The organism is Stenotrophomonas sp. IS26 (assembly GCF_054188265.1).
In genome coordinates this window covers 42,461-54,916 of the sequence record NZ_JBSZJV010000017.1, presented here as the reverse complement: position 1 = coordinate 54,916, position 12,456 = coordinate 42,461, and the positions used below count along the sequence as shown (strand labels likewise).

The 12,456-nt window shown below is 67.1% G+C and carries 13 protein-coding genes; 9 read left to right on the top strand and 4 right to left on the bottom strand.

Features of this window, described 5'->3' with window-relative positions:
* Nucleotides 1-31: 31 nt before the first annotated feature.
* The gene (locus tag ACW6W5_RS14155) at nucleotides 32-310 is read right to left on the bottom strand and encodes a hypothetical protein (RefSeq protein WP_121039943.1); all 279 of its coding nucleotides are present in this window, start codon (nucleotides 308-310) and stop codon (nucleotides 32-34) included.
* A gap of 256 nt (nucleotides 311-566) precedes the next feature.
* Nucleotides 567-1,019, bottom strand: coding sequence for a nucleoside deaminase (locus ACW6W5_RS14150; RefSeq protein ID WP_121039940.1), 453 nt, complete (start codon nucleotides 1,017-1,019; stop codon nucleotides 567-569).
* 79 nt (nucleotides 1,020-1,098) lie between these two features.
* Between ACW6W5_RS14150 and ubiE the strand changes: the two genes are divergently transcribed.
* The 3 genes from ubiE to ACW6W5_RS14135 all read left to right on the top strand — a co-directional run bounded on the left by ubiE (nucleotide 1,099) and on the right by ACW6W5_RS14135 (nucleotide 4,818).
* On the top strand, nucleotides 1,099-1,860 hold the full coding sequence (gene ubiE, locus ACW6W5_RS14145) for a bifunctional demethylmenaquinone methyltransferase/2-methoxy-6-polyprenyl-1,4-benzoquinol methylase UbiE (protein WP_070471930.1): 762 nt from the start codon (nucleotides 1,099-1,101) through the stop codon (nucleotides 1,858-1,860).
* Nucleotides 1,861-1,928: 68 nt separating this feature from the next.
* A complete protein-coding gene (locus tag ACW6W5_RS14140; RefSeq protein WP_121039934.1) occupies nucleotides 1,929-2,795 on the top strand; it encodes a GGDEF domain-containing protein in 867 nt (288 codons plus the stop codon).
* Nucleotides 2,796-2,877: 82 nt separating this feature from the next.
* The gene (locus tag ACW6W5_RS14135) at nucleotides 2,878-4,818 is read left to right on the top strand and encodes a M1 family metallopeptidase (protein WP_121039931.1); all 1,941 of its coding nucleotides are present in this window, start codon (nucleotides 2,878-2,880) and stop codon (nucleotides 4,816-4,818) included.
* Between the two features lie 138 nt (nucleotides 4,819-4,956).
* On the opposite strand, the gene ACW6W5_RS14130 is transcribed toward ACW6W5_RS14135, so the two are convergent.
* The gene (locus ACW6W5_RS14130; RefSeq protein ID WP_121039927.1) at nucleotides 4,957-5,577 is read right to left on the bottom strand and encodes a TetR/AcrR family transcriptional regulator; all 621 of its coding nucleotides are present in this window, start codon (nucleotides 5,575-5,577) and stop codon (nucleotides 4,957-4,959) included.
* 93 nt (nucleotides 5,578-5,670) lie between these two features.
* Between ACW6W5_RS14130 and ACW6W5_RS14125 the strand changes: the two genes are divergently transcribed.
* From ACW6W5_RS14125 to ACW6W5_RS14115, 3 genes are all read left to right on the top strand, one after another.
* Nucleotides 5,671-6,756, top strand: coding sequence for an MBL fold metallo-hydrolase (locus ACW6W5_RS14125; RefSeq protein ID WP_428999452.1), 1,086 nt, complete (start codon nucleotides 5,671-5,673; stop codon nucleotides 6,754-6,756).
* Nucleotides 6,757-6,850: 94 nt separating this feature from the next.
* Nucleotides 6,851-7,582 (top strand): hypothetical protein, encoded by a 732-nt coding sequence (locus ACW6W5_RS14120; RefSeq protein ID WP_121039921.1) that lies wholly within the window; start codon nucleotides 6,851-6,853, stop codon nucleotides 7,580-7,582.
* Nucleotides 7,570-8,190: an HAD family hydrolase gene (locus ACW6W5_RS14115; RefSeq protein ID WP_121039918.1), complete on the top strand. Its 621-nt coding sequence runs from the start codon at nucleotides 7,570-7,572 to the stop codon at nucleotides 8,188-8,190. Before ACW6W5_RS14120 ends, ACW6W5_RS14115 begins: the two co-directional genes overlap by 13 nt.
* A 247-nt stretch (nucleotides 8,191-8,437) precedes the next feature.
* Here ACW6W5_RS14115 and ACW6W5_RS14110 read toward each other — a convergent pair whose 3' ends face one another.
* A complete protein-coding gene (locus tag ACW6W5_RS14110; protein ID WP_121039915.1) occupies nucleotides 8,438-9,376 on the bottom strand; it encodes a carbohydrate kinase family protein in 939 nt (312 codons plus the stop codon).
* A gap of 275 nt (nucleotides 9,377-9,651) precedes the next feature.
* Here ACW6W5_RS14110 and ACW6W5_RS14105 point away from each other — a divergent pair, with 275 nt between their 5' ends.
* The 3 genes from ACW6W5_RS14105 to mreD all read left to right on the top strand — a co-directional run bounded on the left by ACW6W5_RS14105 (nucleotide 9,652) and on the right by mreD (nucleotide 12,455).
* A complete protein-coding gene (locus ACW6W5_RS14105) occupies nucleotides 9,652-10,698 on the top strand; it encodes a rod shape-determining protein (protein WP_019186044.1) in 1,047 nt (348 codons plus the stop codon).
* A gap of 156 nt (nucleotides 10,699-10,854) precedes the next feature.
* Nucleotides 10,855-11,973 carry a rod shape-determining protein MreC gene (gene mreC, locus ACW6W5_RS14100; RefSeq protein WP_152152290.1) on the top strand — a complete coding sequence of 373 codons (1,119 nt, stop codon included), beginning with the start codon at nucleotides 10,855-10,857 and terminating at the stop codon, nucleotides 11,971-11,973.
* Nucleotides 11,970-12,455 (top strand): rod shape-determining protein MreD, encoded by a 486-nt coding sequence (gene mreD / locus ACW6W5_RS14095; RefSeq protein WP_019186042.1) that lies wholly within the window; start codon nucleotides 11,970-11,972, stop codon nucleotides 12,453-12,455. Before mreC ends, mreD begins: the two co-directional genes overlap by 4 nt.
* Nucleotide 12,456: the final 1 nt, after the last annotated feature.

Here is a 12,456-nt window from a genome sequence, read left to right as displayed (position 1 = left end):
GATGATGGCGTAGGGCGCGGTGCATGTGATGTCATGGCGATGTGGAGCCGGTGTGGCGGCGTTCGCCCCGTGGCTCGCCCAGCAGCTGCGCGTGGTGGACCACGCCCAGGCGTTCGGCCAGGGTCGCCAGCCGGTTGCAGACCGCGACGCGATGATGCGGATGGGACCGCGTCAACTCATCCTGGATCGCCTGGTAGGCATCCCAGAAAGGCGCGGCGTTGTGGTGGCGTGCGTAGTGCACCTGCAGTCTTTCCCACGCGTCCATCAACGCAGGTTCGACGGAGGAGGTGCGGCGGGTTTGGGCATGCATGACGTCTCCTCGACGATGGTGCCCCCTGTGCAACCACCTTAAGGCGTTCATGCAGCGCGGTTGTTAGTGCGGCGTGTTGGCGATGTCCCACGGCGGTGTGCGGCACGTGAGGGTGTCGCACGCATACATCCGTGGCACAGGGCGTTGCGCCCCGCCTCGCTCACTGAAGCATTCAGAACGTTGCAGCGCCCGCGCGCTGCGTATCGGCATCACGCGGGCGGGTTCCGGGCGGATCCGCGCGGAACGGTGGCGTTTCTTACTCGCCGATGTCTTCGTTCCAGACCTCGGGATGGGCGCTGATGAAGCCGCCAAGCAGGTCGATGCATGCCTGGCTCTGCATGTCGATCACCTTGACCCCGTTCTCGCGCAGCCACGCGATGCCGCCCTGGAAGGTGACCGACTCGCCCACCACCACGGTGCCGATGTTGAACTGGCGCACCAGCCCGCTGCAGTACCAGCACGGGGCCAGGGTGGTGACCATGATGGTGTCCTGGTAGCGGCGCTGGCGGCCGGCCTTGCGGAAGGCATCGGTTTCGCCGTGCACCGAGGGGTCGCCTTCCTGGACGCGGCGGTTGTGGCCGCAGCCGAGCAGGCGGCCATCGTTGTGGTACAGCGCGGCGCCGATCGGGATGCCGCCTTCGGCCAGGCCCTGGCGGGCTTCGGCGATGGCGGTTTCGAGCAGGGCGGCGTAGTCGGGGGTGGTGATCATGCGCAATCCAGGAACGTGAAGGCCCCCATGATAGTGGGCGGCCTGCCGCAACGGCGCCGGCGGTGCGATAATCGTCCCCATGAGCGAATCCCCCTACAAGACTGGCACCACCCATTTCGGCTTCCGCGATGTCGCTGCCAAGGACAAGCAGAAGCTGGTGGGCGAAGTGTTCACCTCGGTCGCGCGCAGCTACGACCTGATGAACGATCTGATGAGCCTGGGCATCCACCGGGCGTGGAAGCGCTACTACGTCGCCACCGCGCAGGTGAAGCCGGGCGACCGCGTGCTGGATCTGGCCGGCGGCACCGGCGATATCGCCGCGCTGATCAAGGAGCGGGTGGGTGATGAGGGTGAAGTGGTGCTGGGCGATATCAACGCCGGCATGCTCTCCGTTGGCCGTGACCGGCTGACCAACCGTGGCCTGGTTGCAGGCCTGAACTACGTGCAATGCAACGCCGAGGCGCTGCCGTTCCCGGATGCGAGCTTCGATCTGGTCACGATCGCCTTCGGCCTGCGCAACGTCACCGACAAGGAAGCCGGTCTGCGCGAGATGCATCGCGTGCTCAAGGTGGGTGGCCAGGCGCGCGTGCTGGAGTTCTCCGAAGTCACCGCCGACTGGTTCAAGCCGATCTACGATTTCCACTCGTTCAAGATCCTGCCCAAGCTGGGCCAGCTGTTCGCGCGGGATGGCGACAGCTACCAGTACCTGGCCGAGAGCATCCGCAAGCATCCGCCGCAGGAGCAGCTCAAGACCATGATGGCCGAGGCCGGTTTCGAGCGCTGCCATTACAAGAACCTGACCGGTGGCATCGTTTCGATTCACTCCGGCTACAAACTTTGAGACAGAGGTCCGGTTCCCGCTGAGGGAGCTCGGCCACACTGCACGCAGGCTGTCGAAGAGGGCCTGCCATGCGTCTGTACCGCGGGCTTGCCCGTGTGTTTCCCCGCTCGTTCACCGCCAAGCTGATGGCGGTGGTGTTCCTTGGCCTGCACGTTCCGCTGCTGGTCCTGCTGCTGTGGATGGCCGCCACCGGCCACTATGAGCGCGGGATGATGTGGACCGTGGTCGGGGTGGTGCTGCTGGCCACGCTGCTCGGCACGGCGATCGCGATGATGGCGCTGTACCGCCTGATGGCGCCGCTGCGCCAGGCCGCCGATGCACTGGAGGCCTACTACGACGAGCAGCGCCTGCCGCATCTGCCCGATCTGGGCCACGATGAGATCGGCCGGCTGCTGCGCAGCATCAACCGCAATCTGCATGGCGTGGACGCCGGCCTGCGTGATCTGCGCCGCAGTGTGCTGCTCGATCCGCTCACCCAGGCCCTGAACCGGCGCGGCTGCGAGCAGGCGCTGGCTGAGTCCGCCGCCTGGGCCAGCGAGAAGGCGCGTCCGCTGACCCTGTTCGTGGTCGATCTGGACAACCTCAAGCCGATCAACGACGCCCACGGCCATCTGGCCGGCGACCAGGTGCTGGTGCGGCTGGTGGAGACCGCGCGACAGTGGCTGCGCGGCCCCGACTGGATCGGGCGCTGGGGCGGTGATGAGTTCCTGCTGGCCGTGCACGCCGATGGCAACGAGGCCGGCGAGCGGGTGACGCGCTGGCTGGCGCAGCTGGCCGCGCCCGCGCGTGCCGGTGACCCGCCGGTACGCGCCAGCGCTGGCGCGGCCGGGTATCGCCCCGGCGATGACCTGCGCGAGGCCTACCGGCGCGCCGATGCGGCGATGTACCGGGCCAAGTACGCCGGGGGCGGGCGCCTGCTGCGCGCCGAGGACTGAATGCGCGAACCGGCACGCATGGCCTGCGCGGGCGCCGGGGACAGGGGGTAAACTGGTCGTTTCACCCTGATCGGTCCCGTTCATGCGATCTCCGTTCCTGTTGATTCCCCTGGCCGTCGCCCTGGCGTCCGGCTGTTCCAAAGAACCGGCGGCTCCGACCGTCGATCCCACTGCCACCGCCCCGGCGAGCACTGCCATGAAAGCCGACAGCCGCAGCCACGATGAAAGCTCGTACGCCGAGCCGGACAAGGTCGTCGTCAAGGACATCGCGCTGGACCTGAAGCTGGATTTCGACAGCAAGCAGATCGGCGGCACCGCGACCTACACGCTGGAGTGGAAGGACAAGGCCGCCAAGCAGCTGGTGCTGGACACCCGCGAGCTGACGGTGGAGAAGGTCGAGGCGATCGCCGCCGACGGCAAGGCTGCCCCGCTGCCGTTCGTGCTGGCGCCGGCCGACAAGGTGTTCGGCAGCAAGCTGAGCATCGAGACCCCGGATCAGCCGGCCAAGGTCGTGATCACCTATCACACCGCACCGACCGCCTCGGGCCTGCAGTGGCTGGAGCCGTCGATGACCGAGGGCAAGAAGCTGCCCTTCATGTTCAGCCAGTCGCAGGCGATCCACGCCCGTTCCTGGGTGCCGCTGCAGGACACCCCGAGCGTGCGCTTCACCTACAGCGCGCACGTGGTCTCGCGCCCGGACGTGATGGTGCTGATGAGCGCCGACAACGATCCCAAGGCCGCGCGTGATGGTGATTACACCTTCAAGATGCCGCAGCCGATCCCGTCCTACCTGCTGGCCATCGCCGCCGGCGACCTGGTGTTCGAGCCGATCTCCGGCCGCTCCGGCGTGTGGGCCGAACCGACCATGGTCGGCAAGGCCGCCAAGGAGTTCGAAGACACCGAGAAAATGATCGGCGCTGCCGAGAAGCTCTACGGCGAATACCGTTGGGGCCGCTACGACATGCTGGTGCTGCCGCCGTCGTTCCCGTTCGGTGGCATGGAAAACCCGCGCCTGACCTTCGCTACCCCGACCGTGATCGTCGGCGACAAGTCGCTGGTCTCGCTGGTGGCCCACGAACTGGCGCACAGCTGGTCGGGCAACCTGGTGACCAACGCCAGCTGGAAGGACATCTGGCTCAACGAGGGCTTCACCACCTACGTGCAGGGCCGCATCACCGAGGCGCTGTACGGCCAGGAAATGGCCGAGATGGAGCGCGAGATCGACCAGAACGATCTGCTCGCCGAAGTGAAGGACATGAGCGCGGCCGACCAGGCCCTCGCCCTGCCGCCGCTGAGCGAGCGTGACCCGGACGAGGCATTGAGCCAGGTCGCCTACGTCAAGGGCGCATGGTTCCTGCAGTTCCTGGAACAGCGCTTCGGCCGCGAGACTTTCGATCCGTTCCTGCGGGGCTGGTTCGATGACCATGCTTTCCAGAGCGCGAACACCGACCAGTTCGTCGAGTACCTGAAGAAGAACCTGCTGTCCAAGAAGCCCGGCGCCGTCAGCGACGCCGAGCTGAAGGCATGGCTGGACGAGCCGGGCATTCCGACGTTCGCGACCAAGGCCCGCTCGCGCAACTTCTCCATCGTCGATACCGCCCGCATCGCCTGGCAGGGCAGCAACACGCTGCCCAACGCACAGATCACCGGCGAGTGGGGCACCCAGGAATGGGTGCACTTCATCGACGGCCTGGGCAAGACCCTGCCGGTGGAGAAGCTGGCCGCGCTGGACAAGGCCTACCACTTCACCGGTACTGCCAACGGCGAGATCGCGATGCGCTGGTATCCGTTGACGATCCGCAGCGGCTACAGCGAAGCGAACGACGCCGCCGGCGCGTTCATCGAGCGCGTTGGCCGTCGCAAGCTGATCATGCCGATCTACGCCGAACTGGTGAAGACGCCGGAAGGCCTGGCCTTCGCCAAGGCGGCCTTCGCCAAGGCCAAGCCGGGCTACCACCCGATCACCACGGGCTCGGTGCAGGACATGCTGGACAAGGCCGAGGCGGGCACGGCCAAGCCGTAATCGCCCGACGCATCGGTTGAACGAAAAACGGCGGGGAAACCCGCCGTTTTTTTATGCCTGCCTGCGTACCGCGAGCCGAGCCCGACCAACTAGCCTCCGCGACTGGATAAGGCATGCTTCTTTGCGTGGAAGCCTATGTCACACCGCGCGCACCGCCAGGAACATGTCCACGCAATCGTGCATCACCTGCTGCTGCTGCGCCGGCGCCAGCGGTGGCTGGCCGAAGGTGATCTGCGGCCAGAACGCAAAGGCCTTGAGCATCGCCTGCAACTGGTGCGCAGCCTCGGCCGGCGGCATGTCCGTGCGCAGCCGGCCATCGGCCTGGGCCGCGCGGATCCAGCCGGTCAGGCCTTCTTCCTTCTCGGCCAGCTTGTCCATCATCGCGCGCGCGCGCTCGGGGGCATGGACCAGTTCGGCCATCGCGACCCGGGAGAGATCGATGAAGCCGGGGTCGTCGAGCAGGCGCATCTTCCGCTGCGCGAAGACCAGCAGCTGCTCGCGCAGCGACTGCGCCGGATCGTACGGCACGACATCCAGCGCCTGGCTGGCTTCGAACAGCTGCCACAGGATCGCGGCGAACAACTCGTCCTTGCTGGCGAAGTGGTTGTACACGGTGCGCTTGGACACCTCGGCCGTGGCCGCGATGCGATCCATGCTGGTGCCGGCGAAACCGAATTCGCGGAACTCGGCCACCGCGGCGCGGAGGATGGCCTCGCGTTTACGGTCGGTGAGGCGGCTGGGGCGGTCGGGGGCGGTCATGCGGATTATTTTACACCGTTCAGTTTACTTTTCGGAAAAGGCAAGTAAACTCGCCGGTGTACTTTCCAGGGCAAGCCCCGCATGAAACGTCGCCTGCCTCGTGTCCTCCTCCTTCTGACGGTGTTGATCGCCATGTCCATTGGCCTGTTGACCTGCGGTGCCCGCCCGGCGGCCGCCTATGACCAGTCGCCGCAATTCGGCGACGGCCGCTTCCACAACCCCACCGGCAAGACCGACCTCGGCTTCTTCCGCACCGTCGGGGTGATGTGGCGTTTCCTGTTCAACAAGCCGGCCGATGCCAGCCCGCTGGCGCCGATCCCGGTGCAGGCGCTGACCCGCCAAGCCCTGCTCGAGGCACCGGACGACAGCCTGTGGCGGTTGGGGCATTCGACGATGCTGATGAAGCTGGACGGCCACTTCTGGCTGACCGACCCGGTGTTCTCCGAGCGTGCCTCGCCGATGTCGTTCATGGGCCCCAAGCGCTTCCATGCGCCCCCGCTCACCATCGACGAACTGCCGCCGATCACCGGCGTGATCGTCTCGCATGACCATTACGACCACCTCGATCACGACGCGATCCAGGCGCTGGCGCCCAAGGTGCAGCACTTCGTCACCGCCCTCGGCGTGGGCGACCGCCTGATCGCGTGGGGCGTGCCGGCGGCGAAGGTCGTGCAGCTGGACTGGTGGCAGGACACCCGCGTGGAAGGCCTGAAGATCGTCGCGACGCCGGCCCAGCACTTCTCCGGCCGCACCCTGGCCGACGGCAACCGGACGCTGTGGGCCTCGTGGGTGATCGACACCGGGCGTACCCGGATTTTCTTCAGCGGTGACACCGGCTATTTCGACGGCTTCGCCCGGATCGGTGAGCGCTATGGCCCGTTCGATCTGACCATGATCGAAACCGGGGCCTACGGCGAGGATTGGCCGGACGTGCACATGCAGCCCGAACAGAGCCTGCAGGCGCACCTGGACGTGCGCGGCAAGGTGATGATGCCGATCCACAACGGCACCTTCGATCTGGCCCTGCACCCATGGACGGAACCGTTCGAGCGCATCACCACGCTGGCGCAGGAACAGGGCGTGCCCCTGACCGCGCCGCACATGGGCGAACGTCTGGATATCCGCGCACCGGCACCGTCCACCCACTGGTGGCGCGAAGGACAGCCGAGCACGGAGTGAAATCGCTGCCCATCGGTGCCACACCGGCGTGCGCCGCTTGGCGATAAAGTAGGCGCAGGCGCCTTGCGCGCCATCGTCCAACACGGAGCACCCAATGAAGCGACTGATCCTGGTAGCGGCCTGCGCCTTTGCGCTGGCAGCGTGCAGCAACCCCGAAGCCGAGCGCCAGGCGCAGCAGGCCGCTGCGGCCGCCGCCAAGGCGCAGCAGGAAGAAAAGGCCGAAGGCGTAGCCAAGCAGTACGACATGGCGGTCGCCGCGCAGGATTGGGAACGTGCCCGCATCCACGGTGGCTCGCTGCTGGACCAGTACAAGGACACCGACGTCGCCGCCCGGATCGAACCGGGCTACGCCGAGGTCAAGGCCAAGGCCGAGGCCGCGCGCGAAACGCGCCGTCTGCAGGCCCTGTGGCAGTACAACCAGATCCCGGTCGGCACCAAGGGCATCCAGTCCTCGGCGCAGATCTACAGCAAGGAGCGCGTGGACGTGGATGGCAGCGGTGCCAAGCCGGTGCAGCTGGTGTTCCGCGATCATCCCGAATGGAAGCGCCATGCGTACCTCGTGCTGCAGGCCGGCGATTTCCGCTGCCCGAAGTGCCAGGTCAAGGTGACCGTCGACGATGGCAAGCCGGTCTCCATGGCCGCCTGGCGCCCGGATACCGATGAAGCGATCGCGATGTTCATCACCGACCAGAAAGCGCTGTGGAACCTGGCGCGCAAGGCCAAGGTGATCAGCATCGAGTTCCCGGTCAAGGCCGGTGGCACGCGCACGGCCGTGTTCGAAACCGGTGGTGTGGATGCCAGCCGCATGCCGTCGTGGTGGCAGTGAGGGGCCTGCCGGCGATCCGTCACTGGGTGTTTGACCTGGACGGCACGCTGACCGTGGCGGTGCACGATTTCCAGCGCATCAAGCGTGACCTCGCGATTCCACCGGACGATGACATCCTCACCCATCTGGCCGCGCTGCCTGCCGAGGAGGCCGCGGCCAAGCATGCGTGGCTGCTCGCACACGAACGTACGCTGGCCGAGCAGGCACAGGCCGCCCCCGGCGCGGTGGCCCTGGTACGCACCCTGCACGCCGCGGGCTGCCGGCTGGGCATCCTGACCCGCAACGCGCGCGAACTCGCCGAGGTGACCCTGCAGGCGATCGGTGTCGGGGGGGTGTTCGCCACCGATGACATCATCGGCCGTGACGAAGCCGAGCCCAAGCCATCACCGGCCGGGCTGCAGTACTTCGTTGCGCGCTGGCAGGCCGTTCCCGCCCAGATGGTGATGGTCGGCGACCATCGCTTCGACCTGGAATGCGGCCGTGCCGCCGGCACCCGCACGTTGCTGGTCAACACCCCGGACAACCCTTGGCCGGGCATGGCCTGCTGGCACCTGGCCGATTGCGGGCAGGTGCTGGCGACATGGGAAGAGAGCCGGGTTTCGGCCTGACTGCAGCGGCAAGTGCCTGCCGCATGATCCGCGGGCGATGGAGCCGGAAAGCAGCCAGGCATGGCCTGGCTCTACCCTCATCACCCCTAAAGTCCTCTCTGGTGGAGAGCCCCCTTGATGTTCAAGGGGGCGCGCCAGCGGCGCGGGGATCAGGTGGAATGCGCGGGACGGTTGCGCCACAGGCGCAGTCGTCTCAAGGGGGCGCGCCGAAGGCGCGGGGATCAGGTGGAATGCGCGGGCAGTTTGGTTACGCGGTTAACGCGTAACCAAACTGCTGCTTGAACTGCTCATTGAACTCATCGAACGTGAAGCGCTGGTTCTGGGTGCCCGGGTGCTCGACCTTCAGCGCGCCCATCAGGTTGCCCATGCGGCCGATGGTCAGCCAGTCGTAGCCCTTCTCGATGCCGTAGATCAGGCCGGCGCGGAACGCATCGCCACAGCCGGTCGGATCGACCACGCGGCGCTCGTGCGCCGGCGGGATGTCATAGGTCTTTTCCGGGGTGTGGATGACCGCGCCCTTGGGGCCACGGGTGGTGATGTAGGCCTTGACCCGGCTCACGATCGCTTTTTCATCCCAGCCGGTGCGCTCCTGCAGCAGGTTGGATTCGTAGTCGTTGACGACGACGTAGTCGGCCTGCTCGATGAAGGTGCGCAGCTCCGGGCCGTTGAACAGCGGCATGGCCTGGCCCGGGTCGAAGATGAACGGCACGCCGGCCTCGAAGAATTCCTGCGAGTTCTGGATCATGCCCTCGCGCCCATCCGGGCCGACCAGGCCCAGGGTCACGCCCGGCACGTCTTTCACGTGGTTCTCGTAGGACCGCATCATCGCGCCCGGGTGGAAGGCGGTGATCTGGTTGTTGTCGTGATCGGTGGTGATGAACGCCTGCGGGGTGAACAGTTCATCGATCACCTTGACCCGGCTCAGGTCGATGCCCAGGCCCTGGAAGTACTCGCGGTACGGGCCGAAATCCGAACCCACCGTGCCCATCGGGATCGGCTCGCCACCCAGCAGGTACAGGTTGTAGGCGATGTTGCCGGCGCAACCGCCGAATTCACGACGCATGCGCGGCACCAGGAACGACACATTCAGGATGTGCACCTTGTCCGGCAGGATGTGATTCTTGAACTGGTCCGGGAACACCATGATGGTGTCGAAGGCAAGAGAACCACAGATCAAAGCGGACATCGAGTAAGGCCTATGCGGAAGGGGGTTTGAGGCCCGTTGGGCGGGCAACGAAACGGCGCCCTGCGGCGCCCTGCGGCGCAAAGGTTAACGGGTAGGGCGGCTTTGGGCCAGAACCCGGGCTGTCCGGATTGGCCTGAATGGCCGTGAAGGCTGGCTTTCGGCCAGATTTGTCCTTGCTCGCGCACAGGGGGATTGCTAGGCTTGTCGGCCTCGAATTCTGCCCATTTTTTCGCCATCCCGCGTTGGGCGCGACACCCCTCAGGATCAACTCCCAGATGTTCAAGAAACTGCGTGGCATGTTCTCCAATGACCTGTCCATCGACCTGGGCACGGCCAACACCCTCATCTACGTGCGTGGGCAGGGGATCGTGCTGAACGAGCCGTCGGTCGTGGCCGTGCGCCAGGACCGTGCCATCGGTGGTACCCGTTCCGTGGCTGCCGTGGGCGCCGAGGCCAAGCAGATGCTCGGCCGTACCCCGGGCCATATCACCACCATCCGCCCGATGAAGGATGGCGTCATCGCCGACTTCACCTACACCGAGGCGATGCTCAAGCACTTCATCAAGAAGGTCCACAAGTCGCGCTTCCTGCGCCCGAGCCCGCGCGTGCTGGTCTGCGTGCCGGCCGGCTCGACCCAGGTCGAGCGCCGCGCGATCAAGGAATCGGCCGAGGAGGCCGGTGCGCGTGATGTGTTCCTGATCGAAGAGCCCATGGCCGCTGCGATCGGCGCCGGCATGCCGGTCACCGAAGCGCGCGGCTCGATGGTCATCGACATCGGCGGCGGCACCACCGAAGTGGCGGTGATCTCGCTCAACGGCATCGTCTACTCGGCCTCCGTGCGTATCGGCGGCGACCGCTTCGACGAATCGATCACCAACTACGTGCGCCGCAACCACGGCATGCTGATCGGTGAAGCGACCGCCGAGCGGATCAAGGTCGAGCTGGGCTGCGCCTACCCGCAGGCGGAAGTGATCGAGATGGAAATCTCCGGCCGCAACCTCGCCGAGGGCGTGCCGAAGATGATCAAGATCAACTCCAACGAAGTGCTTGAAGCCCTGCATGAGCCGCTCTCGGGCATCGTCAGCGCGGTCAAGCTGGCGCTGGAGCAGACCCCGCCGGAACTGTGCGCCGACGTCGCCGAGCGCGGCATCGTACTGACCGGTGGTGGCGCCCTGCTGCGTGACATGGACCGCCTGATCTCCGAGGAGACCGGCCTGCACGTGCAGGTGGCCGATGACCCGCTGACCTGCGTGGCCCGCGGTGGTGGTCGTGCGCTGGAGCTGGTGGACATGCACGGCAACGAGTTCTTTGCGCCGGAGTAAGCCGTACCGGCCGTGTATCGTAGACGCGCCTCTGCGGCGTGATGCCTCCAGCAAGCTTCGCTTGCCGGGCGTCACCTCGCCGGGGCGTTGTCGCATGCTGTTCCCGCTGCGCTCTTGTTCCGCGCGCTTCATCCACACTATTTCCAGTCGACGCCTGTGCCGCCTTACGCCGGTCCTCCCGTAGCCTCCCGCCAGGGCGATGCCGCCAGTCCGCTGCGCCTGCTCGCTTACCTGGCGTTGGCCATCACCCTGATCGTGCTTGATGACCAGGCCGGCTGGCTGTCGCGCCTGCGCGCGCAGGCCAACGTGCTGGTGCAGCCGGTATGGGCATTGGCCGGTCTGCCGGGACGGCTCGGCACCCAGGTCAAGGACAACGCGGCCAGCCACGGCCAGCTGGTCACCGAGAACCGCGAGCTGCGCAACCAGTTGCTGATCGCCAATGCGCGCCTGACCCGCCTGCAGACCGCCGCGCTGGACAACGCCCAGCTGCGCGAACTGCTCAACGTGGCCGAGCGCAGTGGCCTGGATGTGCAGCTCGCGCCGATCCTGGATATCGACCTGGACCCGGTGCGCCAGCGCCTGGTGCTGGCGGCCGGCACCCGCGATGGCGTGCATGTCGGCCAGGCGGTGATCGATGCCGGTGGCCTGATGGGCCAGGTGATCGCCACCACCGGCAACAGCGCGACCGTCCTGCTGCTCACCGATCCCGACCATGCCGTGCCCGTCACCGTGGCCCGCAATGGCGTGCGCCTGATCGTCTACGGCCGCGGCGACACCCTGGAACTGCGCGACATTCCGCTCAGTGCCGGGGTGGAAGTGGGCGATGAGATCGTCACCTCGGGGTTGGGCGGGCGCTTCCCGGCCGGCTTCCCGGTCGGCAGCATCACCGCGCTGCGCCCGGATGACACCCACGCCTTCCTGGTCGGTGTGCTGAAGCCGGCCGCCCAGCTCGACCGTGGCCGCGATGTGCTGCTGCTGCGCCCGGGCGAGGCGATCCGCATTCCGCCGAACCTGCGCCGTGATGCGGGCGAAGCCGGTGGCCCGGCCGCGCTGCCGCTGCAGGCCGGCGCGCCGGCAGGCACCGCAGCGCCGGCCAGTGCCACCCCGGCGGGTTCATCCCCGGGCTCCACGGCACCTGTGACGGCGCCCGCCAATGCACCGCAGGCCAACCGGCCCGGTCCATCCGCGCCGGTACCGGTGACTCCGCGTCGCCCCGCAGCCTCGCCTGCGCCCGCGCCTGAAACCGGCGCCGCGCCGCCGGAGGAACAACGATGAGCCGCCTGCGCGACAAACCCTGGGTGCTGCCGGTGAGTCTGGTCGTGGCGCTGCTGCTGGGCCTGTTGCCGCTTCCGGCGCTGCTGCAGCCGCTGCGTCCTTACTGGCTGGCACTGGTGCTGGCCTACTGGGTGATCGAAACACCGGACCGGGTCGGGCTGGGCATCGCCTTCGCCAGCGGCGTGATCGCCGATCTGCTCTACGGCGGCGTGCTCGGCGAGCAGGCGCTGCGGCTGGTGATCCTGACCTTCATCCTGCAGCGCTTCCGCGCGCGGATCCGCTTCTTCCCGATGTCCCAGCAGATCCTGGCGATCGGCGGCCTGCTGTTCAACGACCGCATCGTCAGCGCGGTGGTGCACATCGTGGTCGGCGAGCCGACCCTGCCGTGGTCGTACTGGTGGGCCCCGCTGCTGGGCATGGCGCTGTGGCCGCTGGTGTTCGTGCTGCTGGATGCGCTGCGTTTCGGGCGACGCGGGCGCTGAC